Raw genomic sequence first — 26,678 nt, forward strand, 5'->3', positions numbered from 1 at the left:
ACACCGCCCGTTATGACGCGGGGCGCATCTTGCGCCCCGTCGGTTGGGTTTCTAAGAGGTGGATCAGATCGCCTTCAGGGTGCCTTTCGGCAGGGTCGCGGCGATCGCGGCCTTCTGGAACTTCAGCTCGACGTTGTCGGAAACCTCGACGACGACGAAGTCCTCGGCGACCTTGGTCACCTTGCCGGCGATACCGGCGGAAGTGACGACTTCATCACCCTTCTGCAGGCCGGACAGCAGGTTCTTGTGCTCTTTCGAGCGCTTGGCCTGGGGACGCCAGATCATCAGGTAGAAGATGACCAGGAAACCGACCAGGAAAATCCACTCGAAGCCAGTGCCGGCCGGGCCTGCAGCAGCGGCGGGTGCGGCGGCGTCAGCGTAGGCAGCGGGAATCAGAAAACTCATTGGAAACTCCTGTCTCAAAGCTTTTTCGATGAATAAGGTCAGTCCGCCAGCGGCGGCACGGGAAGGCCGCGCTTGGCGTAGAAGGCGTCGACAAAGTTCGCCAATGTACCCTGTTGGATTGCCTCGCGCAAACCAGCCATAAGCCGCTGATAATGCCGCAAGTTGTGGATGGTATTGAGCATGCTGCCGAGCATTTCGCCGCACTTGTCCAGGTGGTAGAGGTAGGCGCGGGAGAAGTGCTTGCAGGTGTAGCAATCGCAGGTCGGGTCCAGCGGAGACTCATCGTGCTTGTGCACCGCGTTGCGGATCTTGATCACCCCGGTGTCAACGAAAAGGTGGCCATTGCGCGCGTTGCGGGTGGGCATGACGCAGTCGAACATGTCGACGCCCCGGCGCACACCTTCCACGAGGTCTTCGGGTTTGCCCACACCCATCAGGTAACGAGGTTTGTCAGCCGGCATGTGCTGGGGCAGGAAGTCCAGCACGCGGATCATCTCTTCCTTGGGCTCGCCCACCGACAGGCCGCCGATGGCCAGGCCGTCGAAGCCGATTTCCTGCAGGCCTTCGAGCGAGCGCATGCGCAGTTCTTCGTGCATGCCGCCCTGGACGATGCCGAACAGCGCCGAAGGGCTGTCGCCGTGGGCGGTTTTCGAGCGTTTGGCCCAGCGCAGCGACAGTTCCATGGAGCGCTTGGCGACGTCGAACTCGGCCGGGTACGGGGTGCACTCGTCGAAGATCATCACGATGTCCGAACCCAGTGCGCGCTGCACCGCCATGGACTCTTCCGGGCCCATGAAGACCTTGGCGCCATCCACCGGCGAAGCGAAGTACACGCCCTCCTCCTTGATCTTGCGCAGCGCGCCCAGGCTGAACACCTGGAAACCGCCCGAGTCGGTGAGGATCGGCCCCTTCCACTGCATGAAGTCATGCAGGTCGCCGTGCTTCTGGATCACCTCGGTGCCCGGACGCAGCCACAGGTGGAAGGTATTGCCGAGGATGATCTGCGCGCCGATGCCCTCGATGTCGTGCGGGAGCATGCCCTTCACGGTGCCGTAGGTGCCCACCGGCATGAAAGCCGGGGTTTCCACCACGCCGCGGGGGAAAGTCAGGCGGCCGCGACGGGCCTTGCCCTCGGTGGCCAGCAGTTCGAATTTCATGAAGCTCATGGATCAGTCCTCGGGGCCGCGCGGTGCCGGGTTGCGGGTAATGAACATGGCATCGCCGTAGCTGAAGAAGCGATAGCCCTGCTCGACTGCCGCCGCGTAGGCGGCCATGGTCTCGGGGTAGCCGGCGAAGGCGGAGACCAGCATCAGCAGGGTGGATTCCGGCAGGTGGAAGTTGGTGACCAGGGCGTCGACCACGTGGAACGGCCGCCCGGGGAAGATGAAGATATCGGTGTCGCCACTGAAGGGTTTGAGTACGCCATCACGGGCCGCGCTTTCCAGCGAACGCACGCTGGTGGTGCCAACGGCGACCACACGACCACCGCGCGCCTTGCAGGCGGCCACGGCGTCAACCACGTCCTGGCTGACTTCCAGCCATTCGTTGTGCATGTGGTGGTCTTCGATGCGCTCCACGCGTACCGGCTGGAAGGTGCCGGCACCGACGTGCAGGGTGACGAACGCGGTGTCCACGCCCTTGGCGCGGATCGACTCCAGCAGCGCCTCGTCGAAGTGCAGGCCGGCGGTCGGCGCCGCCACGGCGCCCGCGCGCTCGGCATAGACAGTCTGGTAACGCTCGCGGTCCGCGTCTTCATCCGGGCGGTCTATATAAGGCGGCAGCGGCATGTGCCCGACGCGTTCCAGCAGCGGCAGGACGTCCTCGCTGAAGCCCAGCTCGAACAGCGCGTCGTGGCGCTGCAGCATCTCGGCTTCGCCACCGCCGTCGATGAGGATCTTCGAACCCGGCTTGGGCGACTTGCTGGAGCGCACGTGGGCCAGCACGCGATGGCTGTCCAGCACGCGCTCCACGAGGATTTCCAGCTTGCCACCGGAAGCCTTCTGGCCAAACAGGCGGGCAGGGATTACCCGGGTGTTGTTGAACACCATCAGGTCACCCGGCTTGAGGAAGCCGAGGATGTCAGCAAATTGCCGGTGGCTGAGCTCGCCGCTGGGACCGTCCAGCACCAGCAGTCGGCTGGAGCGGCGTTCCGGAAGCGGATGGCGGGCGATCAGCGCCTCGGGCAGGTCGAAATGAAAGTCAGCGACGCGCATGGGAGAGCTTTCTCGAAGGGGCGCACATCTTACTGGAAATGCCGATTTCTGACCATGCGAGCCGATTGACCGACGCAGAGCGCCTCCCTATACTGCCGCGCCATTGCCTCGGTGGCGGAATGGTAGACGCGGCGGATTCAAAATCCGTTTCTGGCGACAGAGTGAGAGTTCGAGTCTCTCCCGGGGCACCACCACATCGTTCCGACAGTTCCGATGAAGTGTCGAAACCCACGAAAAACCGGCCCTCGGGCCGGTTTTTTGTTGTCTGCGATTTGCCCTGCGAGGTACCGGGAAGGCCAGGGATCACCCGCTCAGGAACAGGTCCCGGTCGTCGTCTTGCTGACATAGGCACGCCCGGTGGCACTGACGCTCACCACCCGCTCCTGCGCCCCCGCGCTGGGAGCGGAGCGGCAGACGGTGATACTCGCCTGGGTGTTGCCCACGCCGGTCGGCTGGAAATCGACCTTGGCGACGTTGGAAGTGACCTTGAACCCCGTCGGCGCGGCGGGATGTTTCTGGATCACGGTAGAGCCGGAAATCACGATCCAGCCCTGCTCCCAGCCGCCGGAGCCGCAACTGGTGCCGTTGCTGGATACGCACAGGCTGGTCACCGTGTTGCGCTTGATCGCTTCGCTGCGCCCCATGGCGACGCCCGCCACCAGGTCGTTGGCACTGGAGGCGAGCTTGCCGGCGAGGGTCGCGTCGCCCAGCGAAGGCACGGCGATACCGACCAGGATTGCCAGCACCGCGAGGGTCACCATCAGTTCCAGCAGGGTGAAACCCTTGGCTGGGCGTCTATTGATCGCACGCATGGCTTACCCTCCTATCGCTCGATATCCCAGAACACCCAGGACTTGGGCTGCGGGCTGGTGCCCGGCGCGGTCGGCTCGGAGACCTTCAGCGGCGAATCGGAAGAACCGCCGATGATGAAGTCCCTCAGGCTGCCGTCGTCGAGTTGCACGCGCCCCGCCACGGGTGACGGAGGCAGGCCGCCGCCGGAGATGACGCCGAAGCGCTGGTCACCCGTGCCGGCGGCGTTCAGGTAACTGATGTTGTAGACGCGCGCGGTGCCCAGGCTGGAGCAGCTGGTGGAGCTGGCCACGGCCGGCTGGTGGGTGCTGAAGGTGATGTTGTTGTAGAGCAGCAGCGCCGAGGTCACTACCTGCTCGGTCGATTGCAGGCCCAGGTACCAGCCTTTGGGGTAGGCCGCGACCTGCGTATTGGTAGGCGTGGCTGTGGAGGTAATGGGCAGCAGCGAGTTGTTGCAGATCAGGTTGGCGGCGCAGGTGGCGTTCTCCAGGGTCAGCCAGTTGACGTCGCTGGGCTTGTCACGCAGGGCATAGAAGCGGTTCGCCACGCTGGCGGCGGAGGTGTAGGTGAGCAGCGGCTTCTCGCGGTCGCCGGAGCCCAGCAGGATCACGAACTCGCCGTTGACGGAGGCCACCTCCGGACCATAGAGGAACTTGCGGTTGGCCGTACAGGAGGTAGCCGTCGCGCATCCCAGGGAAGCAATCTTGGTAATGGTCCAGTTGGCCGGTGCGGTGCTGCCGATGGCACTGAAGGCATCGACGCCGGAAATCCGGTAGACGTTGCCCCCCAGGTCAGAGGCGTAGCCGTAAGCGATCATGCCGCTGCTGTTGGTGACCAGCGCGACGCTGCCGACCACCCCGCGATCGGTGTCGAAGGTCTTCAGCAAGGCGCCAGTGTCGGCATCCATCAAATAGATGTGATTGCCCTTGGAGGACGTCGTGCAGGTATTGGGGTCGGCGTCCTCGCACTTGTCATAGCCACCGCCCATGGCCAGGATCGTCGACGCACCGCTGCCGTAGCCTTGCGCGAGGACAGGAACGGGCGTGGCCCAGGTCTGCCCCATGCCGCTCAGGCCGGTGCTGCAGCCGGTGTCATTGGCCATGTTGGGGCAACCGACCTTCCACTTCAGGGTCGGGCTGGCCGGGGTGGTCACGTCAAAGGCATAGAGCGAGCGGCCGCCGCGGCGCATGGCCGAGTAGATCCAGGTGCTGGTGCCCTGCTGCACCACGGAAACCGAGCCGTCCATGCCGTAGTCCTTGGGCTGCGGCGTCGGCGTGCCGGTGGTATGGCCGGGGAAGCTGATGGTGGTGGTGTTGTCGCGCAGGCGCTTGATCCGCGGGTAGAACTCCGGCGGCATGAACGACCAGATTTCACTGCCGGCCGAGACACCGGCGACGGTGCCGCTGCGATTGCCGTTGATGGCGTGCAACAGCCCGTCGTTGGCACCGTAGTAGACCACCACCAGGGGGGAAGAGGTGGTGCCATAGTTGACCGCCGCAGGACGCGAGTGCACGACGTCGCCGTGTACCGACGGGCGCATTTCGGTGACGTTGGCGTTGAGATTCTCGTCCTGATTGTCGGCGCCGACGGCCCAGCCGATCAGGTTGGTCCGTTCGGTGGCGTCCGCCGCCCCCAGCAGCGCCTGGGTCACGGCGGTGTTGGCGGTGTTGAAGTTGGTGAGCGCCGTGCAGGTGGTGGGGTCGCAAGTCTTCATGGTCCGCGAGCTGGCCTGGCGCAGCACATAGGCCTGCGCGCCTTTCTCGACGATGTTGCCGTCGGGATAGTTGGAGACGTCGGACCCGGTCACGGTCAGGCAGTTGCCCTGGGGCTTGAAGGCCCAGTAGTTATCCAGCGAGGTGGGTGTCCAGAAGCTGCGGGCGCATTCGGTGATGAAACCGGTACCGCTGTTGATTGCACTGTTGCCGTTGGCGTCCACCGTGGTGAGCTGGCTGCTGACCACGCCCACCTTGTATTGCTTGAGGTTGCCGGGCCAGCGCGGGAAGGAGTCGGAGTCCGGACGGAACATGCCGACGAACACCTGGTTCAGGTAGGTACTCTGGGAACTCACGCTGATCGGCAGGGTGACGGAGGCGAATACGCTGTTGGTGGCCTGGATCTCGGAGAAGATGGCATTCAGCGCGTCGGAAATCTGCGTGCCGCTGGAGCTCACGTCAAAGTACTTGCCACTGCTGACGTTGGCCATGCTCTTGAGCAGCGCAGTCCAGCCGGGCCCCTGGCCTGTGGTGACCTTGTTGATGTCCACGGTGTAGGTGGTGATGGACTGGGTGCTCTTCTTCATGAAGCGCGCCCACTCGTCGGCCATGTTGTCCTGCGAGCCGCTGGGGGAAATGGGAATCGCGGTGGTGTTGCCCCCCGCCGCGGCGAGGGCCGAGGAGGCCTGGGTGAGGTCGGCAGTATTGTCCTGGGCCGCACCGTTACTGATGTAGATGATGAAGTTCTTCGCGCAGCCGGCCACGATCGGGTTGTTGTAGGTGGTAGCGACCTTCGACGACAGCGCGTTACCGCTCAGCGCGTAGATGGCGTTGGATGCCGTGGTGCCGCCGACGTTGCCAGTGAAATCGGTCTTGGCCTTCTGGTTGCCGGCGTAGGGCGTACCCGCCGAGTAGTACAGCCAGGCCTCCTCCATTGCCTTGGATACCTTGCCGTTGTTGGACTTGTCGTTCTTTACGTCCAGGCTGCTGACCAGCGTCTGGTACTTGGGCTTGACCGAGCTGTCGAGCAGGCGCATGGCGGCGCGCACATAGGCGCCGTCATTGCCCTTGTCGCTGCCACCGGTCTCGGTGAACAGCATCAGGCCGACACGGAACTTGTTCACCTGCAGCCCGTTGACCACCGACGCCAGCGCGGTCATCTCGTTGCTGAACGGCGTGGTCCAGTTGGCGGTGTTGTCCAGGATGATCAGGACGTTGGGCGCGTCCGTGGCCCCCGTGGGGGTGCCGACGAACAGGTCGATGTCCTCGGCGCGGACGGCCGACTGGGCGACACACAGGAGGCAGAGGGCGAGTATCCGCCGGAGCATTCCGGCCTGGCAGCTCTTGTTCATGTTCAGGCTCCGCACGCGGCGATCTTCTGCGAATCGGTCAGGTGCACCCGCACCCCGGAACGCACTCTTACCGAGGTGCCGGTCACGGCATCGGTGACGTTGGCGTTGAGGCCCCAGACGGTGTCCCACCCCGTGGAACACATGGCTGCCTGGCCACCACCACAAGCCAGATTCGAGGGACTCGGCCTGGCGCTCATGCACACCGGCGACGCCATGGAAACCTGGTAGTCGGTGGTGCCGTCGTTATTGATGTCGACGTTGAGCTGCTCGGCCGTCGGCGCGGCGGTGAAAGCCGAGCCGATGACCCGCTGGATGCCGACATCAGCCGCGGCAATGGCCTCATTGCGGAACTGCATGTTGCCCACTGCCTTCAGATTGGTGCCGCTGAGGGTGTAGGCGCTGCCGACCATCAGCATCAGCATCAGCAACATCACCAGGGCGACCACCAGGGTCGCGCCCTGCTGGGCTCTCGAATTGCGCTGCGTCGTCATGGCGTCTGCCTCCGACGGGATACGTTCACCAGCGTGGCGCTGGAGGTGAACAGATGCCGTTTGTAGCCATCGGTGAACGGGCCGAGGGTGGAACCCCCCAGGGCATAGGTCTTGTCCGAGGTGTAGCCCGCCGTCTGGGTACGGGCGCGAGCCAGGACGTAGAGCCGGGCTTCCACCACGTTTGCCAGCTGGTCCACCGTGCAGGAGCCAGCCCCGCAGTGGACGAAGCTGCCATCAGGCGAGCCATCGCCACGGTTGGTCACGGTGACCCGGGTGTTGGGGTCATCCCAATGCGGCGCCGCGAGGTAGTCGGTCGGATTGTTCGACTTGCTGAGGCTGTCGAGGCCCAGCTCGACGCGGAAAGCCTGTACCCCCTCGATCAGTGGTACCGCCGCCTGCAGTGCGTTGGCCGGCGTGGCCCCACCGGAAAGGTCGAAGGTTGAGCGCATCAGCGTCGGTATGCCGTCGCCTGCGCTTACCGCGTAATCACGCACGTAGTACAGATCGATGACGAACTTGCGACGCTCGGCGACGGACAGGCAGTTGAGGCTCTTCAAGGTGAAGCCTGTGGTGTCCAGCACAAAGGCTCCCAAGGTCTCGTCCTTGCAGAAGGACGACTGGAAATACACCTTGCCGGCCGACAGTGCATCGCAATTGCCAACGCCCGGTGAACAGGTATCGACATGCCGCACCACCAGCACATCGGAATTGCTCGCCAGGTTGGTGACGATGGCCGAACAACCTGGGGGCACCGCGGAGAAGGTCTGTGCCACGATGCCGACGGAATTGATCCTGTCCTGCTGCGTCCAGGTCGAGAAGGCCGAGCACACCGGCGGCAAAGCCGTCGGGTAATCGGCCGGCGGATCGGTCGCGGTCAGGTCATCGAACTGCGGTACATAGCCATTCCAGAACCCGGCGTGAGCCAGGTCTTCCTGCAGTAGGCCGACGGCGAAGCGGCCGTTCTCGATCAGCGAGTTGGTCTGGGCCATGTCGTCACTGGTCCGGCGCAGGTTCAGGTAGAGCGTCAGCACCGCGACCATGATCAGCAGGCTGATGGTCACGGCGATCATCATTTCCACCAGGGTGAAGCCCCTGTGGCGGGATACGCCGCTCATAGCGAGGCCACCCGCACGACCGTGGTGACCACGCGCCGGCACAGATCGCTGCTGCACCCGGAGCTGCCGTTGTAGCTGCCACTGCCGCAAGCCACACTCGAAGGCGGTGCCGAGATCGGCGACATGCCCTGCCAGGCCACGGTGATCAGGTACTGATTGCTGCCCAGCGACTCGATGCAGCCGCGCCCACCAAGCATGGCGCCGGCCTTCACGCTGCCGCCTCCCACTTCCGCCGCGCCCTGCAGGCTGTTGCACCAGTCGGCGAGGTCCGCCTGCTGGCGGGTTCCGCTGCTGGTCGGACAGGTCATGCCCGCGCCCACCGGCGAGCTGCTGCCGGTGACGTAGCTGGAAGAGTTCTTCGCGTTGGCGTTCATCCGGCTGGAAATGTCATTGAGCAGCAGCAGCGCCTGGGCGCGCTGGTAGGACTCCATATCCGACAGCTGCATGCGCATCTGCAGCTTGGCCAGACCGAGCAGGCCCAGCGAGATGATGAGGATGCTGACGAGCAATTCGATCAGGGTGAAGCCGCGTTGCCGGGAGGTCATCATGTCGATCACCACTTCGCCGATGGCGTCCGAGTGCCGTCGCTGCCAAGGGTCAGGTTGCCGTCGCTGGCCTGTGCTCCGCCTGGCGTGAAGGTGATGGTGAAAGTCGGCGGTGTGCCGCTGCCCACGGTGATGTCGTAGCTGTAGTCGCCCGACACCTCACTGGGCAGCGCATAGCCGCCGCCTTCCAGCTGCGTCTTGCTGGCGTAGGCACGATTGGCCAGCAGGTACTGCTGCTGGCGATTGGCGATGTCCATCATCTGCGCCTGGGCCGCGGACCGCTTGCCCCGGATGATGTACTGCTGATAGCTGGGGTAAGCAATTGCAGCCAGGATCGCCACTATCGCCGCCACCACCATCAATTCGATCAGGGTAAAACCGCGGGAACTAACGGGCATTATCGAGACTCTCTTTGCCAGGGCCTTTCTCAAAGACTCTATTAGCTAAATGGCGAATCGCCACCCCGTCGAATAGATAATTCAATACCAGTCGTCGCCGGCATATCGGCATATATAAAACTAGCCAACGAAAATTTAGCCATATCCAGGGCGCCAAAATACCATCAGCGCTCTGGATCAGAGCCTCTTAACGAAACCCTGTACTGGCGTGCAAGCCCCGTGAATCAGGCGATTCCGCATCAAAACGATACACACTCAAGGCCGCCCAACAGCAACTTCAAGAACAACCGTCCCATTTATAAAATACACATGAAGAAGTTGTGAAAAAAAAGTAAAATCAAACTCGCGATAGTGCATTTCAAGTTAACAACATCAGCACTGATAACCTATTAAAAAGCAGCCACCTCGCAATAACGAACGAGAACTTATTACATCTTTAAGACTATATTTATCCGGCTATTCATCAGCTAACTATCGAGTCAATTAATTCCCGGACAGGAACAGCCGGCGCTCACCCACCGCTCCACAGGCCGGAAAATTTCCCGACGCGCCGCACCACTCACCGCACCAGGCACGGCAAGCAAGCATCAGCCCCCGAATGATCGTCCCTGCAGAGCCTGGACAAATGCCGTCAGCGGCATCGGTCGATCGAAGAGGTACCCTTGCAGCACCTCCACGCCACGCAGGGCGAGGTAATCCTGCTGCTCCTCGGTTTCCACGCCCTCGGCAATGATCATCAAGTCCAGCTTGCCGCACAGCTCGACGATGCTGTCCAGAACGTGCGAAGACAGCGCATCCACGCCGATCATCGCCACGAAGCTCTTGTCGATCTTCAGCGCATCCACCTTGAAGCGATGCAGGTAGGCGAGGCTGGAATTGCCGGTGCCGAAGTCGTCGATGGCCAGCTTGACGCCCAGGCCATGCAGGTTGTCGAAGAGCTCATCAGTCACCTCGCTGGAAACGATCAGCTCGCGCTCGGTCAGCTCCAGGGTCAGCTCCGGTCGATGGGGCAGGAAGCGCGCCTGGAAGTCGCGGCAATCACCGAACAACCCCGGCTCCGTGCAATGCCGGGCACTGATGTTGAAGCTCAGGTGGAAGCCCTCGCCCAGCAGATGCCCGTGCGGAGCCAGCCCGTCGGCGACCTGGCGGAACAGGTCGCGGGTCATCGCCACGATCAGCCCGGAGCGCTCGGCCATGGGGATGAACAGGTCGGGGCCGACCATGCCTTCGCGCGGATGAACCCAGCGCATCAGCACCTCCGCGCCCACCCAGCGGCCATCCCGGGCATCGACCAGCGGTTGCAGGTACGGCACGAACTCCCCGGCGAGCAAGGCGCGTTCCAGCTCCAGGCTTGGCGTCGCCGAACGCCCCCAGAGCCAGTAACAGGCCAAGCCCGACGCTCCGCCCAACATCAGCATCAGCGCCACCAAGGGCAACGCATCCTCGTGGATATGCCGCCATTGCGCGCCTTCGGGGAAGCCGCCGATGACCTTGTAGGGGAATCGCTCGGAGGTCAGCTCGACGTGCCCCAGCGGCAGCCGGGCGGGCTGGCCGTCGAACACCCGGCCCTCCTCGTCCATCCACTGCCGGCCGACCTGCAACTGCAGGTCGCTGCGCTGATCGACCAGTTGCAGCGTGTTGCTCAGGTACCGGCCGTCCACCGTCGCCAGTGCGCCGTAGCGCCCCTCGACCCGACGCAGGATCAACAGCGCGTAGTTCGGCGTGATTTCGTTACCGGCCATCATCCGTAGCCGCCCGGCGACATACAGGCTCGAATCCAGCGGCGCCTCGAAGTCGCCGAACAGCGAGGTGCAATAGATGTGGTCGTCGCGGGTCAGATTGACCGACCGGACGAACGGCACCACCGCCACCTGTTCGCGCAGGACGAGCGTCGCATCGTCGCAGCCCTCATCCACATGCAGCAAAGCCACCTGGGCGGCCCCTGCCGCATTACCCAGCATCACGTCGAACAGCCGCACGGCCTCGTTCGAAGCAGTACGCGCCTCGACGCTCAGGGAGCGCAAGGCCTGCCAATAGATGATGGCGCTGCCCAGCAGCAGCGGCAGCAGCGCCATGGAGAGGGAGAAGACCAGGCGGGGCAGCAGCCGGCGCCGGGTGTAGCTGCGAAGCGGCATCCTTGTTCCTTGCTCGACGGCGCCGCGACCTGCGACGCATTGCCACTCCCTCACCGGCAGTGGCGTGGATAGAGCTTAGAACAGCCTCCGCCGTCGGGCGCCGCGCGGAGGAATCCGTATAATCCCCGCCCCATCCATCCTGATCGCCACAGAAGACGCTCATGTCCAAGCCGCAGCAGCTCCAGCCCGTGGGAGACTTCCCGCCCGCCACGCTCCTCCGTCGCTTTGCCGCGATGTTCTACGACTTCCTGCTCTGCGTGGCCCTGCTGATGGTGGTGACGCTGGTCTACCAGCAAGGCTTCCTGCGCCTGATCTATGGCAGCGAGAAGCTGCGGATGCTGGCCGACCAGGGCGCGCTGACCGGCGACCCGCTGCTGTCCAGCCTGCTGTTCATCAGCGTGTTCGCCTTCTTCGCGAAGTTCTGGACCCACAGCGGCCAGACCCTGGGCATGCAGGTCTGGGGCGTTCGCGTGCAGAACGCCAACGGCACGCGCATCACCCTGATGCAGGCGCTGCTGCGTTTCGTCATCGCCATTGCCTCCTGGGGCTGCGCCGGCCTGGGCTTCCTCTGGATGCTCTGGGACAAGGACAAGCGCACCTGGCAGGACCGCTACTCGGAAAGCGTGGTGATCCAGATCCCCAAGGCGGTGCGCAAGGCAACGCAAGGCCGGGGCTGACCCCGGCCCACAAAAAAGCCGGCGATTGCCGGCTTTTTGCTTTGTGTAGGAGCGAGCTTGCTCGCGAACAAAATCCACTCGGAGCCGAGAGGTTCGCGAGCAAGCTCGCTCCTACAAGGCTTATCCGGCCCGCTTCAACAGCAAGGTGCCGAGGAAGGCGCAGATCGCCGCCGGCACCAGTACCGCCAGCAGCGGCGGGAAGTTGAACACCTGGCTGGACGGACCGAGCAGGTCCTGGGCGATGCGGAAGGTGAAGCCCACCAGCACGCCGGTGAACACGCGCTGGCCGAGGGTCACGCTGCGCAGCGGGCCGAAGATGAACGAGATCGCCATCAGCACCAGTGCGGCAGTCACCAGCGGCTGCAGGATCTTGGTCCAGAACGCCAGCCAGTAGCGGTTGGAGCTCAGGCCCTGGTCCTGCAGATAATGGATGTAGCTCCACAGGCCGGTGATCGACAGCGCCTCCGGCTCCATCACCACCGTGTTGAGCAGCTGCGGGCTGAGCTGGATGTTCCAGGTCTCGCTGGGCTTGCTCACGACCTCACTGCGCTTTTCCGCAGCGTGCAGCACCGAGGTGGTCACGTCCTGCAACTGCCACTGGTTGTTCTCGAACACCGCCTGACGGGCAAAGCTGGCGGTCTGCAGGCGACGATTGTCGTCGAAGTTGTAGCGGGTCACGCCCAGCAGCACGCCATCCGGGCGCACCACGTTGATATGGATGAACTCATGCCCCTGGCGGTGCCACAGGCCCGACTTCGAGCTTTGCGAGCCGTTGCCGCTCTGGGCCAGGGCGCGACCGCTCTGGGCAGCGGTTTCGGTGTAGGGAATCACGTATTCGCCCACCAGGATGCCGGCGAACATCAGCACCAGCATCGGCTTCATCACCGCCCAGACGATGCGCTGCAGCGACACGCCCGCGGCGCGCATGATGGTCAGCTCGCTGTTGCTGGCCAGGGTGCCCAGGCCCACCAGGCAGCCGATCAGCGCCGCCATCGGGAGCATGTCGTAGCCACGACTCGGCGCGGTCAGCAGGACGAACTTGAGAGCCTCGGTCAGGGTGTAGCTTTCGTCGATCTGCCCCAACTGGTCGACGAAAGCGAACAGCTCGGCCAGCCCGAGGATCACCCCGAGTACCGCGAGAATGGAAACGAAGACGGTGGTGCCGATGTAACGATCCAGCTTACGCATGCTTCAGCACTCCGCCCGACTTCGCTCGCTTGGCGGCCAGCTTCAGACGCAGCGGCTCCCAGTACAGCAACAACAGGCCAATGGCCAGGAATATCCCGTGGATCCACCACAGGCCCAGGCCCATGGGGATCTTGCCCTTGTCGAGCATGCCACGCCCGGCGATCAGCAGCGCCAGGTAGGCCATGTACAGCAGCACGGCCGGCAGCAGCTTGAGGAAGCGGCCCTGGCGCGGGTTGACGCGCGACAGCGGCACGGCCAGTACGGTCACCACGAAGACCAGCAGTGGGATGGACAGGCGCCACTGCAGCTCGGACTTCATGCGCGGATCATCGCTGCCCAGCAGGTCGGAGGTGGGGATGGCGTCGCGGTCGTCGATCTCGCTGCTCACTTCCGGCTTGGGCAGCAAGGCGGCGTAGGTGTCGTACTTGATCTCGCGGTAATCGGCCTGGCCCGGCGTACCGTCGTAGCGATAGCCGTCCTTGAGGATCAGGTAGCGACTGCCATCGGCATGGATTTCCTGCACGCCGGTGGTGCCGACCAGCACCGAAGTGCCGCCGTCCTTGCCGTTGCGCGGGCGGTTCTTGTCGGAGATGAACACCCCGCCCAGCTCGGTCCGCTCGTTGGCCAGGGTCTCGGTATAGGTCACCCGCGTGCCATCGCGCATCGACTGGAAGCGCCCCGGCGCCAAGGTGTCGAACTCGGTCATCGCGTCCTGCTTGTTCAGCAGCAGCTGCATCTGGGTGATGCCCTGGGGCGCCAGCCACAGGCTCAGCCAGGCCACCAGCAGGGCGATGAACAGCGCCGGCGCCAGGGTGATGGCCAGCAGGCGCTGCTGGCTCATGCCGGTGGCGGTGAGCACGGTCATCTCGCTGTCCAGGTACAGGCGGCCATAGGCCAGCAGAATGCCGAGGAACAGGCCCAGCGGCAGGATCAGCTGCAGGAAGCCCGGCAGGCGCACGCCCATGATCATGAACAGCGAACCCGGATCGAGCAGGCCTTGGGCCGCCTGCGCCAGGTACTTGATGAAACGGCCGCTCATGATGATGACCAGCAGCACGGCGCTCACCGCGCTCATGGTGATCAGCACTTCACGGGACAGGTAACGGAAGACAATCAAACCGGACACTCCAGGGTTGTCACGCTCAGGCGGCTACGCTCAAACTAGCCGCCGTGAAGCATTGCCGGGTGCGCGCGGACGCGACCCAGCGCAAATAGCCGGCATTATCCTGCGATTCGCCAGGCCTGTCACTGCGCAGTCCATCTTCATTCGCAGACCATTCTGCTCTTTGTCCCGGGGACACTCAGCCATGGAATTCCTTGTAAAAAGCGTACGTCCGGAAACTCTCAAGACCGCCACCCTGGTTATCGCCGTGGGCGAAGGCCGCAAGCTTGGCGCCAGCGCCAAGGCCGTCGACGAAGCCACCGGCGGTGCCATCGCCAACCTGCTCAAGCGTGGCGATCTGGCAGGCAAGGTGGGCCAGACTCTACTGCTGCAAGATTTGCCCAACCTTAAGGCCGAGCGCGTCCTGCTGGTCGGTGCCGGCAAAGAGCGCGAACTCTCCGACCGCGCCTACCGCAAACTGGTTTCCGCCGTCCTCGGCAATCTGAAGAACCTGGGCGGCGCCGACGCCGTCCTGGCCCTGGGCGACCTGGCCGTGAAAGGCCGCAATGCCCATGGCAAGGCCCGCCTGCAGGTGGAAACCCTGGCCGACGGCACTTACGTCTTCGACCGTTTCAAGAGCCAGAAGGCCGAAGCGCCGAAGCTGAAGAAAATCACCCTGCTCGCCGACAAGGCCGACGCCGCCGCTGTCGAACAGGGCGCCAAAGAAGCCCAGGCCATCGCCAACGGCATGGCCCTGACCCGCGACCTGGGCAACCTGCCGCCAAACCTCTGCCACCCGACCTTCCTCGGCGAGCAGGCCAAGGCGCTGGGCAAGGAATACAAAGGCCTGAAGGTCGAAGTCCTCGACGAGAAAAAACTCCGCGAGCTGGGCATGGGTTCCTTCCTCGCCGTCGCCCAGGGCAGCGACCAGCCGCCGCGCCTGATCGTGCTGCAATACAACGGCGCGAAGAAGAAGGATGAGGCCCCGCACGTGCTGGTCGGCAAGGGCATCACCTTCGACACCGGCGGCATCAGCCTGAAGCCCGGCCTGGGCATGGACGAGATGAAGTTCGACATGTGCGGCGCCGCCTCCGTGTTCGGCACCTTCCGCGCCGTGCTGGAACTGCAACTGCCGATCAACCTGGTGGGCGTCATGGCCTGCGCCGAGAACATGCCCAGCGGCGGCGCCACCCGTCCGGGCGACATCGTCACCACCATGAGCGGCCAGACCGTCGAGATCCTCAACACCGACGCCGAAGGCCGCCTGGTACTTTGCGATGCGCTGACCTACGTCGAGCGCTTCAAGCCGCAATCCGTGGTGGACATCGCCACCCTGACCGGCGCCTGCATCGTCGCCCTGGGCTCCAACACCTCGGGCCTGATGGGCAACAACGACGCGCTGGTCAAGCAACTGCTCAAGGCCGGTGAAGTCGCCGACGACCGTGCCTGGCAACTGCCGTTGTTCGACGAATACCAGGAACAGCTCGACAGCCCCTTCGCCGACATCGCCAACATCGGCGGGCCGAAGGCCGGCACCATCACCGCCGGCTGCTTCCTGTCGCGCTTCGCCAAGAAGTTCCACTGGGCGCACCTGGACATCGCCGGCACCGCCTGGATCAGCGGCGGCAAGGACAAGGGCGCCACGGGCCGCCCGGTCCCGCTGCTGACCCAGTACCTGCTGGACCGCGCCAAGTAATGGCACAGTGCAACCTGCCGATGGGATCGAACGCATGACGCGTGTGGATTTCTACGTCATTCCCAGCGCCGATCCCGACGCACGCCTGACCATCGCCTGCCGCCTGGCCGAAAAGGCCTGGCGGCAAGGCATGCGCATCTTCGTGCTGTGCAGCGACGAGGCCCAGCGCGAGGCGCTGGACGCCCGGCTATGGAACTTCCGGGGGGAAACCTTCATCCCACACAACGCGGTGGAAGAAGATGCCGACTCGCCGATCGTACTCGCCCTCGGCGAGCCGCCGGAAAGCCACCGGGACCTGCTGATCAACCTCACCCTGGCCATTCCCGCCTTCGTCGACCGCTTCAACCGGGTTGCCGAGCTGGTGATTGAGGAACCGGCGATTCGTCAGGCCGCGCGGGAGAATTTCCGTCGCTACCGCGAGCAGGGCTATCCTTTGCAGGACCACCGCCTGCCGCGTCCTTGAGAGCGTTTCAGCCAAGACACCATGGACAACCACAAGCCTCCGCACGACCCCGACCACCTGCTGGAAGACCTGAAGAAGATCCAGGACCTGCTGGACGAGTCGGGCGCCGAGCCGCCCCTGCTCACCGAATCCTTCGAGCCGGACAACATTCCGTTGCTCTCCGACGTCGTCACGCCCGCGCCCCAGGCGCCGGAGGCTGCGTCCGCCCAGCCTGCCGCGCCGCAGACCTCGCCTGCCGCCGGCGAGCTGAACCGCCTGGACCTGGAGCTGCGCGCTGCCGCTCAACTGATCCTGCAGGATGTGATCGACGACTTCGCCCCGCAGATCGAAGCCGAGCTGCAGCGCCGCCTGGAAGCGCGGATGCAGCGCCTGCTGGCCCAGCGCAAACCCTGACTCCCCGCTCCTGTGTAAACGGAAACGACGGAGCCAACCTGCAGGAGCGCGCCACGCGCGCGATCGCGGGCATGGCCCGCTCCTACCGGTACGTCCCGATTTCCGAGCGGTCGGGGCCCAATCGCGGACGAAGTCCGCTCCCACGCAGGCGCAAGCGATGGAGCCTGTGCCCAAGCCGGGCAGGCATCCATCCGCGCCGGTGGCCTGAGCGCCCCGCCTCCCGTTATACTCAGCGGTTTTCCGTCTAGCCTTATCAGGGTCCCGCCGCGCTCATGGACAAGACCTACCAGCCCCACGCCATCGAATCCCACTGGTATCCCCTGTGGGAGAAAGAGAACTACTTCGCCCCGCAAGGTTCCGGCGAGCCGTACACCATCATGATCCCGCCGCCGAACGTCACCGGCAGCCTGCACATGGGTCACGGCTTCAACAACGCCATCATGGACGCGCTGATCCGCTACCGCCGCATGCAGGGCCGCAACACCCTGTGGCAGCCGGGCACCGACCACGCCGGCATCGCCACCCAGATGGTGGTGGAGCGCCAGCTGGCCGCGCAGGGCATCGCCCGTCATGACCTGGGCCGCGAGAAGTTCCTGGAGAAGGTCTGGGAATGGAAGGACCAGTCCGGCGGCACCATCACCCGCCAGATTCGTCGCCTGGGCTCCTCCGTGGACTGGTCGCGCGAGCGCTTCACCATGGACGACGGCCTCTCCGAAGCGGTCAAGGAAGCCTTCGTGCGCCTGCACGAGGACGGCCTGATCTACCGCGGCAAGCGCCTGGTCAACTGGGACACCAAGTTCCACACCGCCATTTCCGACCTCGAAGTGGAGAACCACGACGAGAAGGGCCACCTCTGGCACCTGCGCTACCCGCTGGCCGACGGCAACCAGACCGCCGACGGCAAGGACCACCTGATCGTCGCCACCACCCGTCCGGAAACCATGCTGGGTGACAGCGCGGTCGCCGTGCACCCGGAAGACGAGCGTTACGCCGCCCTGATCGGCACCTTCATCGACCTGCCGCTGGTGGGCCGCCGCATCCCGATCATCGCCGACGACTACGTCGACCGCGAGTTCGGCACCGGCTGCGTGAAGATCACCCCGGCCCACGACTTCAACGACTATGAAGTCGGCAAGCGCCACAACCTGCCGCTGATCAACATCTTCGACAAGAACGCCGCCGTGCTCGGCACCGCCCAGGTGTTCCAGCTCGACGGCAGCGTCAACGCCGAGTTCGACGCCAGCCTGCCCGCCGCCTATGCCGGCCTCGACCGCTTCGTCGCACGCAAGCAGATCGTCGCCGACTTCGAAGCCGCCGGCCTGCTCGACAAGGTCGACGACCACGCGCTGAAAGTGCCCAAGGGCGATCGCTCCGGCACCGTCATCGAGCCGTGGCTGACCGACCAGTGGTACGTCTCCACCAAGCCGCTGGCCGAACCCGCCATCGCCGCCGTGGAAGACGGCCGTATCCAGTTCGTGCCCAAGCAGTACGAAAACATGTACTTCAGCTGGATGCGCGACATCCAGGATTGGTGCATCAGCCGCCAGCTGTGGTGGGGCCACCGCATCCCGGCCTGGTACGACGACGCCGGCAACGTCTACGTCGGCCGCAACGAGGCCGAAGTGCGCGCCAAGCACAACCTGGGCGACGCCAACCTGCGCCAGGACGAAGACGTCCTCGACACCTGGTTCAGCTCGGGCCTGTGGACCTTCTCCACCCTCGGCTGGCCGGAGCAGACCGATTACCTGAAGACCTTCCACCCCACCGACGTGCTGGTGACCGGCTTCGACATCATCTTCTTCTGGGTGGCGCGCATGATCATGCTGACCATGCACCTCATCAAGAATGGCGATGGCACCGCGCAGATCCCGTTCAAGACCGTCTACGTCCACGGTCTGGTGCGCGACGGCCAGGGCCAGAAGATGTCCAAGTCCAAGGGCAACGTGCTCGACCCGCTGGACATCGTCGATGGCATTACCCTCGACGAGCTGCTGGAAAAACGCACCAGCGGCATGATGCAGCCCAAGCTCGCCGAAAAGATCGCCAAGCAGACCAAGGCCGAGTTCCCCGAGGGCATCGCCAGCTACGGCACCGACGCCCTGCGCTTCACCTTCTGCTCGCTGGCGTCCACCGGTCGCGACATCAAGTTCGACATGGGCCGCGTCGAGGGCTACCGCAACTTCTGCAACAAGCTGTGGAACGCCGCCAACTTCGTCATCGAGAACACCGACGGCAAGGACACCGGCGTGAATGGCGAGCCGGTCGAGCTGTCCTCGGTGGACCGCTGGATCATCTCCGCCCTGCAGCGCACCGAGATCGAAGTGGCGCGCCAGCTCGACGCCTTCCGCTTCGACCTGGCCACCCAGGCCCTCTACGAGTTCATCTGGGACGAGTACTGCGCCTGGTACCTCGAACTGGTCAAGCCGGTGCTGTGGGACGAGAACGCGCCGATCGAGCGTCAGCGCGGCACCCGTCGCACCCTGGCACGCGTGCTGGAAACCGCCCTGCGCCTGGCGCACCCGTTCATGCCGTTCATCACCGAGGAAATCTGGCAGCGCATCAAGGGCGCCGCCGCGAAGTCCGGTGACACGCTGATGCTGCAACCCTGGCCGATTGCCGACGAGGCGAAGATCGACGCCGCCGCCGAAGGCGACATCGAGTGGGTCAAGGCGCTGATGCTGGGCATCCGCCAGATCCGTGGCGAGATGAATATCTCCATGGCCAAGCGCATCGACCTGGTGCTGAACAACGCATCCCCCGAAGACCACCGCCGCCTGGCCGACAACGAGCCGCTGCTGATGAAGCTGGCCAAGCTCGAGACCATCCGCGTGCTGGACGAAGGCGAAGAGCCGCCGATGTCCGCCACCGCGCTGGTCGGCGACCTGCAGGTGCTGGTGCCGATGGCCGGGCTGATCGACAAGGCTGCCGAGATGGCGCGCCTGGACAAGGAAATCCAGCGCCTGGAAGGCGAAGTCAAACGCGTGGGCGGCAAGCTGTCCAACGAAGGCTTCGTCGCCAAGGCCCCGCCGGAAGTGATCGAGAAGGAACGCGCCAAGCTGGCCGAAGCCGAGCAGGCGGTGACCAACCTGATCCAGCAGCGCGAGAAGATCGCCAGCCTGTAAGTGCCAGCACAAGGCCCGCGAAAGCGGGCCTTGTGCTTTTCAGCTGTGCTAACTTCAGCCAATGGCAAGACATTGGTGGAGGTTACGATGAGTCGCGAAATGACCCTCAGATTGCTGGAGAACAGCAAGGCGGAACTGGCGCACCGCTTCGGCGTCGTTCGCCTCGCGTTGTTCGGCTCCACCGTCCGCGATAATGCTCGGCCGGACAGCGATATCGACATCCTGATTGCCTTCGACGGACCTGCCACCTCCGAGCGCTATTTTGGCGTGCAATTCTATCTGGAGGATTTGCTGGGGAGCTCAGTCGACCTTGTCACCGAGAAGGCTCTGCGGCCCGAGTTGCGCCCGTTCATCGAAGCGGAGGCGGTGAATGTCTGAACGACCGGAGCGGGTCTGGCATTTCTACATCGACGACATGATCAGCTGCGCAGAAAAAGTGCTCACGTACTGCGCAGGGCTGGACCAACAGGCGTTCATCGACACCCCGCTGGTCTACGACGCAACAGTACGCAATCTGGAAATCATTGGCGAAGCGGCAACGCGCATCCCCGAAGAAACGCGCCAAACGCATCCGCAAGTTCCATGGCGCATGCTTGTCGCCACTCGCAATCGCCTGATCCATGGCTACCTGGGCATCGACAACGATACCCTGTGGAGCATTGTCCGCGATGAAGTTCCGAAGCTGCCCGTGCAACTACGAGCGCTACGCCAGCAACATCCCTGAACCGCCTCATGCAGGAGCGAGCTTGCTCGCGAACCGCCCCAACTCCCAAGCCAGAGCGTTCGCGAGCAAGCTCGCTCCTACAGATTTCTTCAGTACACCGCCCCCACTGGATACACGTAGGCATTCGCGTCATGGAACGGCGTGCGCTGGAAGAACCACTGCAGGCGCGCCTGGGCGTCCTTGGCGAAGGCCTTGTCGTCCTTGAGCTTCTTCTCGAACTCGGCCTTGAGCTTCGGGTCTTCGGCAAGCATCTTGCGCGCCATTGGCTCCATCACGTACTCCTCGGGTTCCTCGGCCACCACCAGGGTCGAGTTGAAGAAGCCCCAGGACCAGAACGAGTCCGGGCTCTCCGCCGTCAGCAGGTTGATCGCCAGCACGCCCAGCGGCTGGTCGGTGTCGATCACCACCGAGCCCGCCGGGTAGGTCTGCAGGCGCTGGAACGGCTTGCCGACGCCACTGACCAGCAGGTGCCCCTCGTAGCCGGGAATCTCGTTGGTGGCGGCGCGGTCAGGCTCGAAGCCGCCGGCCAGCTTGATGTTGTCCATGCGCTGCAGGGTCACCTCGATGGGCGTGGCCTTGTCCAGGGTCTTCATCTGGATGCCGTGGGACTTCAGCCGGGCGATCACCTCGCTCCACTGCACCGGCACCACGAACTGCTTCGGCCGCTTCACCACCAGGTCCGGCACCGAGTTGTCGCTGATCGGCACGTTCAGCTGCTTGGGCTTGTTGCTCCAGACGATGGTCTTCTTCCCGGTGATCGGCGACTCCTCGTAGCGGTAGTCGCCGACGGTGAAGGGCGTCTGCTGCTCCTTGCCGGGCTTCCAGGTGAGGATCACGTCCTTCTGCGCGGCCAGGCGCTCGCGGTCCTTGGCAATCGCCTGCTTGAGCGACTCGGCGTTGTCGCCGATCACCTGGAACATCGCCTTGAGCATCACGTAGTTGCCCAGCACCTGGGTTTCGTAGGGATGCAGCGCGTGCTGCTCGATGAGGATCGAGGGCACGTTGCGGATGTCACCGTACTGGTTGGAGAAGCGCGCCAGGTCCGTGCGATAGGGGTAATAGCCCTTGGTCGGGTCCTGGTTGTCGTTGAAGCTGATGCACTCGTGGACCACATGCCCATCGCCTTCCAGCTCCTTGTACACCGGCGGCCGCATGACCTTGTCCATCCACTCGCTGGAGGCCGGCGACCAGCCGTTGCCGTTGTGGCAATAGGAGCTGTCGTAGGGGTACATGGCGCCGTCGGTGGAATGGGTATCGGCGAAGAAGCTCAGGTCGTACTGGTTGAACACCGAGGCGACGTTGCGGATTTCCGCGCTGTCGAGCTTGGTGAAGTCGCGGTTGAGGTTGTAGTTCAGGCCGTTGACCCGCCAGCCGGTGACTTCCGGGCCGTTCTGGTTGATCCGCCCGTACGGGCTGCGGCGCAGGTCGCCGTCGATGTTCACGGTGGGGATGAAGAGGATGTTGACCTTGTCCAGCAGCCCGGCCAGCGGCTTGTCGCCGGTGGTCATGTCGCGCAGCAGCATGAACATGGCGTCCTTGCCGTTGGCCTCGCCGGGGTGGATTTCGGCCTCGACGAAGAGGGTCGGCCTGCCGGACTTGTTCAGCCCCGCTGCCGACTTGTCCGCCTCGCGGCTGGCGGTCACCAGCAGCATCGGCTCGCCGGTGGCGCTGTTCTCCGGCAGGTCGCTCAGGCTGATGGCGCCGCCGGAAGCATCCGCCAGCTTCTGCAGCCAGGCGCGGGTCTGGTGGTAATCGGAGGTCTGCTTGAAGCCAGTGGATTCGGCCAGTGTGATCAGCGGGTTGTCGGCCTTGGCGATGTACTTCGTGCTGGTGAGCTTCTGCTCGAACATCGCCGGGAGGATGCGGGTCTTGGCCGCGGCGCCGTAGCCGCTGTCATCGACATACCCCGGCGCCGAAGGCAGGGCGGCGTACAGGGGCAGGCTGGAGGTGGCGAACAGGCCGGCGAGCAGCGCTCGGGACGAGAGGTGGTACATGGGAGGCTCTCCTTCTGCAGCAAAACGTCCTGCGGACGCAGGTGCGTCCGTGCATCAACCATAGTCAAACCTGGTGAAATGCCAGCGCGGTTCGTCGTCGCGCCCGCTCTACGACGGCCCATGCATTCCTCGAAGGAATGACCTTGCGAAGAATGCTCGCTTGGATCGCCGAGGCAGTTGCCCGAAGATCAGCGCACCCTGCCCCTTCCAGGAACTCCAAGCCCATGTCCGATACTTCGGCCCGCAACGGCGGCCAGATCCTCGTCGATGCCCTGCTGCGCCACGCGGTGGATACCGTCTACTGCATCCCCGGCGAAAGCTACCTGCCGGTGCTCGATGCCCTGCACGATGCAGCCGGCATCCAGACCATCGTCACCCGCCACGAAGGCGCCGCCTCGAACATGGCCGATGCCTACGGCAAGCTCACCGGCCGCCCCGGCATCTGCTTCGTCACCCGCGGGCCGGGCGCGACCCATGCGGCCAACGGCGTGCACACGGCGATGCAGGACTCGACGCCGATGATCCTGTTCATCGGCCAGGTGGAAAGCGCGTTCAAGGGGCGCGAAGCCTTCCAGGAAGTGGACTACCGGCAGATGTTCGGTGGCCTGGCCAAGTGGGCCACCGAGGTCGACGACATCCGCCGCCTCCCCGAGATCGTCGCCCGCGCCTTCCGCGTCTCCCAGTCCGGGCGGCCCGGCCCGGTGGTGATCGGGCTGCCGGAGGAAGTGCTGTTCGGCTCCGCGCAGGTAGCCGATGTAGCGCCGACACCCATCACCCACGCCGCTCCCAGCGCCAGCGCGATGGCCGAACTGCGCGAGCGCCTGGGCCAGGCCCGGCGCCCGCTGCTGATCGTCGGCGGCACCGGCTGGACACCGGAAGCCTGCGCCCAGGTACGCGCCTTCGCCCACGCCAACCGCCTGCCGCTGGTGGCCTCGTTCCGCCGCCAGGACCTGATCGACAACCGCGACGAGCAGTACGCCGGCCAGCTCGGCTTCGGCGCCTCGCCCAAGCTCACCGCGCGCGTTCAGGAAGCCGACCTGCTGCTGGTGCTCGGCTCGCGCCTGAGCGAAACGCCCACTGCCGGCTACAGCCTGATCCAGAGCCCGCGGCCGCTGCAGGGCATGATCCACGTGTACCCCGACGCCAGCGAGCTGGGCCGTGTCTACCAGGCGGACCAGGGCATCCAGGCCGGCATGCCGGAGATCGCCGCCGCCCTCGCTGGCCTCGCGCCCCTGACCGAAACGCCCTGGGCCGAATGGACCGCTTCAGCCCGCGCCGATTACCTCAGCTACATCACCCCGCCGCAGGACGCAGCACCGCCGCAGGGCGTGGACCTCACGCAGGTGGTCCAGTACCTCAACGAAACGCTGCCGGACGACGCGGTGATCAGCAATGGCGCCGGCAACTATGCCGTCTGGGTGCACCGTTTCTACCGCTATCGCTCGCCGCGCAGCCAGCTCGCCCCCACCAACGGCGCCATGGGCTACGGCTTCCCCGCCGCCATCGCCGCCAAGCTGCGCGATCCGCAGCGCAGCGTGGTGTGCTTCGCCGGCGACGGCTGCTTCATGATGTACCCGCAGGAGCTGGCCACCGCCGCTCAGTACGGCGCGGCGCTGACCGTCATCGTGGTCAACAACGGCATGCTCGGCACCATCCGCATGCACCAGGAACGCGAATACCCCGGCCGCATCAGTGCCACGCAGCTGCGCAACCCGGACTTCGTCGCCCTCGCCCGCGCCTTCGGCGCCCACGGCGAGCTGGTCGAACGTACCGAGGACTTCGCCGGCGCCTTCGAGCGCGCCCAGGCCAGCGGCAAACCCTCCCTGATCGAGCTGCGCACCGACCCGAAGCAGATCACGCCGATCGCCCGACTGCCGTGACCAGGGGGGCGAGGCTTCGCTAAGCTGCATCGGATCAACGCCAGGTGCCCGCCACAACGGGCACAATGGCGCGCCGAAAAAAGCTAGGGAAGCGCATGAGTCTGCCACTGATCTGGGTCCTCGCCCTGCTCGCCACCGCGATCGGGCTGTTCGTCACCAACCGCCCGCGGATGGACGTGGTCGCCCTGCTGGTCATGGTCGCCCTGCCGTTGTCCGGCGTGCTCAGCGTGCAGGAGTCGCTGGCCGGCTTCGCCGATCCCAACGTCATCCTGATCGCCGCGCTGTTCGTCATCGGCGAAGGCCTGGTGCGCACCGGCGTCGCCTACCGCATCGGCGAATGGCTGACCCGCCGCGCCGGCTCCAGCGAGACGCGCCTGCTGGTGCTGCTGATGCTGGCCGTGGCCGGTCTCGGCTCGGTGATGAGCTCCACCGGCGTGGTCGCCATCTTCATCCCCGTGGTGCTGAGCATCGCCGCGCGCCTGCACGTCTCGCCACGCCGGCTGATGATGCCGCTGAGCTTCGCCGGGCTGATCAGCGGCATGCTCACCCTGGTCGCCACCGCGCCCAACGTGGTGGTGCACAGCGAGCTGGTGCGCGAGGGTTCGAAAGGCTTCGGCTTCTTCAGCTTCACGCCGTTCGGCCTGGTCGTGCTGGTGCTCGGCGTCGGCTACATGCTGGTGGCGCGGCGCTGGCTGGGCGATGACGCCGGCGACGACAAGCAGAGCGTCAAGCGCCGCACCCTCAGCGACCTGATCCGCGACTACCAGCTGGCCGGCCGCGAACGCCGCCTGCGCATCCGCGCCGACTCGCAACTGGTGGGCATGAGCCTGGCCGACGTGGAGCTGCGCGCCCGCGCCGGGACCAACGTGGTGGCCATCGAGCGCATGGTGCACTTCCGCCTGAAGATCCTGACGCCCAGCGCCAACATCGTGCTGCACGCCGGTGACGTGTTGCTGGTGGATATCTCCGGCGAGCGCAACGACCTGCTGGGCATGTACCACGAGTTCGGCCTGGAACCGCTGAGCCTGCAGGGCGACTACTTCACCGAGCGCGCCCACGAAGTCGGCATGGCCGAGGTCACCCTGCCGCCGGAGTCCGGGTTGCTGGGCAGGAGCGTGCGCGACCTGGAGTTCCGCAGCCAGTACGGCCTCAACGTAGTGGGCCTGCGGCGTAACCGTGAAGCACTGGTGGAGGGGCTGCTGGAGGCCAAGCTGAAGGTCGGCGACACCCTGCTGGTGATCGGCGACTGGAAGGAAATCCGCCAGCTGCAGGCGCGCAGCCGCGACTTCCTGGTGCTCAGCCTGCCCGCCGAAGTCGACGAAGCGGCGCCCGCCGCCAGCCAGGCGCCCCACGCACTGTTCAGCCTGGCGGTGATGGTGATCCTGATGGTCAGCGGTCTGGTGCCCAACGTCATGGCCGCGCTGATCGCCTGCCTGCTGATGGGCGCGTTTCGCTGCATCGACATGGACAGCGCCTACCGCGCCATCCACTGGCAGAGCCTGCTGCTGATCGTCGGCATGCTGCCCTTCGCCCTGGCGCTGCAGAAGACCGGCGGCATCACCCTGGCAGTCAACGGCCTGGTCGGCGCACTCGGCGGGGCCGGCACCTATGCCATCCTCGCCAGCCTGTTCGCGCTCACGGCGGTGATCGGCCTGTTCATCTCCAACACCGCCACCGCCGTGCTCATGGCACCGGTCGCCATCGCCACGGCCAAGGCGCTGGGCGCCTCCCCCGAAGCCTTCGCGATGATCGTCGCGCTGGCCGCGTCGGCCGCCTTCATGACGCCGATTTCTTCGCCGGTCAATACTCTGGTGCTCGGCCCCGGCCGCTATCGCTTCGGAGATTTCGTCAAGGTTGGCGTACCCTTCACCATTCTGGTGATGATCGTCAGCGTTGTGCTGGTACCCTGGCTGCTGCCGCTGTAGCCGCCGACTACAAGATCACCAAGGAAACGTCACGATGGAAGTGAGCAAGACCAAAAGCAGTTTCTACCGCCGCCTGTACGTCGCCTGGCTGATCGACAGCGGCACCGCCACCAGCGTCCCGGCGCTGATGGAAGCCACCGGCATGCCCCGGCGCACCGCCCAGGACACCCTGGCCGCGCTGGCCGACCTGGACATCGACTGCGCCTTCGAGCAGCACGACGGCGAACGCAACAACGCCGGCCACTACCGCATCCGCGACTGGGGGGCCATCGATCCGCGCTGGATTGCCGCGCACCTGCCGAAGATCAAGGACATCCTGCAGTACCCCTGAGCCGCCA

Annotated in this window: 23 protein-coding genes and 1 tRNA gene; 11 read left to right on the forward strand and 13 right to left on the reverse strand. The window is 64.9% G+C overall.

All coding sequences use genetic code 11. From position 1 onward, the window contains the following. Positions 1-63: 63 nt before the first annotated feature. From yajC to queA, 3 genes are read right to left on the reverse strand one after another with little or no spacing between them, the layout of a single operon-like run. Positions 64-405, reverse strand: coding sequence for a preprotein translocase subunit YajC (yajC, locus tag UB43_RS11060; protein ID WP_017522301.1), 342 nt, complete (start codon positions 403-405; stop codon positions 64-66). A 38-nt stretch (positions 406-443) separates the two neighbouring features. Continuing rightward, the gene (gene tgt / locus UB43_RS11065; protein ID WP_138525109.1) at positions 444-1,562 is read right to left on the reverse strand and encodes a tRNA guanosine(34) transglycosylase Tgt; all 1,119 of its coding nucleotides are present in this window, start codon (positions 1,560-1,562) and stop codon (positions 444-446) included. 12 nt (positions 1,563-1,574) lie between these two features. After that, the gene (gene queA / locus UB43_RS11070) at positions 1,575-2,618 is read right to left on the reverse strand and encodes a tRNA preQ1(34) S-adenosylmethionine ribosyltransferase-isomerase QueA (protein ID WP_045210558.1); all 1,044 of its coding nucleotides are present in this window, start codon (positions 2,616-2,618) and stop codon (positions 1,575-1,577) included. Positions 2,619-2,723: 105 nt separating this feature from the next. Here queA and UB43_RS11075 point away from each other — a divergent pair. Continuing rightward, positions 2,724-2,809: transfer RNA gene (locus UB43_RS11075), tRNA-Leu, on the forward strand. Between the two features lie 120 nt (positions 2,810-2,929). Here UB43_RS11075 and UB43_RS11080 read toward each other — a convergent pair. From UB43_RS11080 to UB43_RS11110, 7 genes are all read right to left on the reverse strand, one after another. Then, positions 2,930-3,430, reverse strand: a complete 501-nt coding sequence (locus tag UB43_RS11080) for a GspH/FimT family pseudopilin (protein WP_045210561.1) — start codon at positions 3,428-3,430, stop codon at positions 2,930-2,932. Between the two features lie 11 nt (positions 3,431-3,441). Beyond that, positions 3,442-6,492: a pilus assembly protein gene (locus tag UB43_RS11085; RefSeq protein ID WP_256205148.1), complete on the reverse strand. Its 3,051-nt coding sequence runs from the start codon at positions 6,490-6,492 to the stop codon at positions 3,442-3,444. Between the two features lie 2 nt (positions 6,493-6,494). Continuing rightward, entirely contained in the window at positions 6,495-6,983 is a 489-nt protein-coding gene (locus UB43_RS11090; RefSeq protein WP_045210564.1) for a PilX N-terminal domain-containing pilus assembly protein, read from the reverse strand. After that, entirely contained in the window at positions 6,980-8,098 is a 1,119-nt protein-coding gene (locus UB43_RS11095) for a PilW family protein (RefSeq protein WP_045210566.1), read from the reverse strand. The genes UB43_RS11090 and UB43_RS11095 overlap by 4 nt, the downstream gene beginning before the upstream one ends. After that, on the reverse strand, positions 8,095-8,646 hold the full coding sequence (pilV, locus tag UB43_RS11100; RefSeq protein WP_045211305.1) for a type IV pilus modification protein PilV: 552 nt from the start codon (positions 8,644-8,646) through the stop codon (positions 8,095-8,097). The genes UB43_RS11095 and pilV overlap by 4 nt, the downstream gene beginning before the upstream one ends. Positions 8,647-8,651: 5 nt before the next feature. After that, positions 8,652-9,041, reverse strand: a complete 390-nt coding sequence (locus UB43_RS11105; RefSeq protein ID WP_045210568.1) for a type IV pilin protein — start codon at positions 9,039-9,041, stop codon at positions 8,652-8,654. Positions 9,042-9,628: 587 nt separating this feature from the next. Further along, on the reverse strand, positions 9,629-11,176 hold the full coding sequence (locus UB43_RS11110) for a cyclic diguanylate phosphodiesterase (RefSeq protein ID WP_045210571.1): 1,548 nt from the start codon (positions 11,174-11,176) through the stop codon (positions 9,629-9,631). A 161-nt stretch (positions 11,177-11,337) separates the two neighbouring features. Between UB43_RS11110 and UB43_RS11115 the strand changes: the two genes are divergently transcribed. Continuing rightward, complete coding sequence (locus UB43_RS11115; RefSeq protein ID WP_045210574.1) at positions 11,338-11,853, forward strand: RDD family protein; 516 nt, start codon at positions 11,338-11,340, stop codon at positions 11,851-11,853. A 120-nt stretch (positions 11,854-11,973) separates the two neighbouring features. Here UB43_RS11115 and lptG read toward each other — a convergent pair whose 3' ends face one another. Together lptG and lptF are read right to left on the reverse strand one after the other, a co-directional pair. Then, the gene (lptG, locus tag UB43_RS11120) at positions 11,974-13,041 is read right to left on the reverse strand and encodes an LPS export ABC transporter permease LptG (protein WP_045210576.1); all 1,068 of its coding nucleotides are present in this window, start codon (positions 13,039-13,041) and stop codon (positions 11,974-11,976) included. Continuing rightward, a complete protein-coding gene (gene lptF / locus UB43_RS11125) occupies positions 13,034-14,158 on the reverse strand; it encodes an LPS export ABC transporter permease LptF (RefSeq protein WP_045210578.1) in 1,125 nt (374 codons plus the stop codon). The genes lptG and lptF overlap by 8 nt, the downstream gene beginning before the upstream one ends. A gap of 190 nt (positions 14,159-14,348) precedes the next feature. On the opposite strand from lptF, the gene UB43_RS11130 reads away from it, so the two are divergent. The 6 genes from UB43_RS11130 (at position 14,349) to UB43_RS11155 (ending at position 20,541) form a co-directional block, all read left to right on the forward strand. Beyond that, a complete protein-coding gene (locus UB43_RS11130) occupies positions 14,349-15,839 on the forward strand; it encodes a leucyl aminopeptidase (RefSeq protein ID WP_045210580.1) in 1,491 nt (496 codons plus the stop codon). 34 nt (positions 15,840-15,873) lie between these two features. Next, positions 15,874-16,302 (forward strand): DNA polymerase III subunit chi, encoded by a 429-nt coding sequence (locus tag UB43_RS11135; RefSeq protein ID WP_045210583.1) that lies wholly within the window; start codon positions 15,874-15,876, stop codon positions 16,300-16,302. A gap of 21 nt (positions 16,303-16,323) precedes the next feature. Then, positions 16,324-16,695 carry a hypothetical protein gene (locus UB43_RS11140; protein ID WP_045210585.1) on the forward strand — a complete coding sequence of 124 codons (372 nt, stop codon included), beginning with the start codon at positions 16,324-16,326 and terminating at the stop codon, positions 16,693-16,695. Between the two features lie 272 nt (positions 16,696-16,967). After that, positions 16,968-19,817 (forward strand): valine--tRNA ligase, encoded by a 2,850-nt coding sequence (locus UB43_RS11145; protein WP_045210587.1) that lies wholly within the window; start codon positions 16,968-16,970, stop codon positions 19,815-19,817. 87 nt (positions 19,818-19,904) lie between these two features. Continuing rightward, on the forward strand, positions 19,905-20,195 hold the full coding sequence (locus UB43_RS11150) for a nucleotidyltransferase family protein (protein WP_045210590.1): 291 nt from the start codon (positions 19,905-19,907) through the stop codon (positions 20,193-20,195). Continuing rightward, positions 20,188-20,541, forward strand: a complete 354-nt coding sequence (locus tag UB43_RS11155; RefSeq protein WP_045210592.1) for a DUF86 domain-containing protein — start codon at positions 20,188-20,190, stop codon at positions 20,539-20,541. The genes UB43_RS11150 and UB43_RS11155 overlap by 8 nt, the downstream gene beginning before the upstream one ends. Positions 20,542-20,630: 89 nt before the next feature. On the opposite strand, the gene UB43_RS11160 is transcribed toward UB43_RS11155, so the two are convergent. Then, positions 20,631-22,535 (reverse strand): M14 family metallopeptidase, encoded by a 1,905-nt coding sequence (locus UB43_RS11160; protein ID WP_045210594.1) that lies wholly within the window; start codon positions 22,533-22,535, stop codon positions 20,631-20,633. Between the two features lie 224 nt (positions 22,536-22,759). On the opposite strand from UB43_RS11160, the gene UB43_RS11165 reads away from it, so the two are divergent. The 3 genes from UB43_RS11165 to UB43_RS11175 all read left to right on the forward strand — a co-directional run bounded on the left by UB43_RS11165 (position 22,760) and on the right by UB43_RS11175 (position 26,671). Continuing rightward, positions 22,760-24,415: a thiamine pyrophosphate-binding protein gene (locus UB43_RS11165; RefSeq protein WP_045210596.1), complete on the forward strand. Its 1,656-nt coding sequence runs from the start codon at positions 22,760-22,762 to the stop codon at positions 24,413-24,415. A 95-nt stretch (positions 24,416-24,510) separates the two neighbouring features. Then, the gene (locus UB43_RS11170; RefSeq protein ID WP_045210598.1) at positions 24,511-26,340 is read left to right on the forward strand and encodes an SLC13 family permease; all 1,830 of its coding nucleotides are present in this window, start codon (positions 24,511-24,513) and stop codon (positions 26,338-26,340) included. A 34-nt stretch (positions 26,341-26,374) separates the two neighbouring features. Further along, entirely contained in the window at positions 26,375-26,671 is a 297-nt protein-coding gene (locus UB43_RS11175) for a helix-turn-helix domain-containing protein (RefSeq protein WP_024762881.1), read from the forward strand. Positions 26,672-26,678 lie beyond the last annotated feature (7 nt).

It is taken from the genome of Pseudomonas sp. 21 (assembly GCF_000955805.1).
GTDB lineage: Bacteria > Pseudomonadota > Gammaproteobacteria > Pseudomonadales > Pseudomonadaceae > Pseudomonas.